Here is a 1,348-nt window from a genome sequence, read left to right on the forward strand (position 1 = left end):
GAATTGTTTGGGAAAGCAAAGCGTAGAAGGTGAAACTCCTGTAAGTAAAAAGTAGAAGAGCGGATCAGTATCCAGAGTACCACGAGACACGAGAAATCTTGTGGGAAGCAGGGGGGACCACCCTCCAAGGCAAAATACTACTTGGCGACCGATAGCGTATAGTACCGTGAGGGAAAGGTGAAAAGAACCTCGGAAGAGGAGTGAAATAGAACCTGAAACCGTATGTCTACAAGCAGTCGAAGCACTTTATATGTGTAACGGCGTGCCTATTGAAGAATGAACCGGCGAGTTACAGTATCTAGCGAGGTTAAGTGGAAAACACGGAGCCGAAGCGAAAGCGAGTCTTAATAGGGCGATAGTTAGATGTTGTAGACCCGAAACCACAGTGATCTATCCATGACCAGGTTGAAGCGCAGGTAAAATTGCGTGGAGGACCGAACCCGTGAGTGTTGAAAAACTTTGGGATGAGTTGTGGATAGGGGTGAAATGCCAATCGAACGTGGAGATAGCTGGTTCTCCCCGAAATAGCTTTAGGGCTAGCCTCAAGTGATAAATACAGACGGTAGAGCACTGATCGGGCTAGGGGGCGTAAAGCCTACCGAACCTAGTCAAACTGCGAATGGCTGTACTGATAGCTTGGGAGTCAGACTGCGAGTGATAAGACCCGTAGTCAAGAGGGAAACAGCCCAGACCGCCGACTAAGGTCCCAAATGCTGTACTAAGTGGGAAAGGATGTAGAACTTCTAAAACAACCAGGATGTTGGCTCAGAAGCAGCCACCATTTAAAGAGTGCGTAATAGCTCACTGGTCGAGAGGCTCTGCGCCGAAAATGACCGGGGCTAAAGTACAGAACCGAAGTCGCGGCAAGATGCCTAGCATCTTGGGTAGGGGAGCGTTCTATACACGACGAAGGTATACCGTAAGGAGTGCTGGAGAGTATAGAAGTGAGAATGCCGGTATGAGTAGCGAAAAGAACAGTGAGAATCTGTTCCACCGAAAGCCTAAGGTTTCCTGAGCAACGCTCGTCGACTCAGGGTAAGTCGGGACCTAAGCCGAGGCAACAAGCATAGGCGATGGACAGCTGGTTAAAATTCCAGCACCACCTTAAATTGTTTGAACAATGGAGTGACACAGAAGGAAGTTTGAGCGTACGATTGGAAATGTGCGTCGAAGCTGGTAGGGTGAGAGACAGGCAAATCCGTCTCTTGAATGCCTGAGAAGTGATAGATAGGCGAGCCTTCGGGTAAGCTGAATTCAAATGGACCACGCTGTCGAGAAAAGCTTCTAGTTAGAGATAAGGTGCCCGTACCGCAAACCGACACAGGTAGGCGGGGAGAGAATCCTAAGG

1 rRNA gene is annotated in these 1,348 nt (G+C 49.1%); it reads left to right on the forward strand.

Annotated elements, in window-relative coordinates:
• Positions 1-1,348 (forward strand): 23S ribosomal RNA (locus F606_RS0120245); the annotation flags it as partial.

The sequence above is a fragment of the Propionispira raffinosivorans DSM 20765 genome (assembly GCF_000381065.1).
Classification (GTDB): Bacteria; Bacillota; Negativicutes; order Selenomonadales; family Selenomonadaceae; genus Propionispira; species Propionispira raffinosivorans.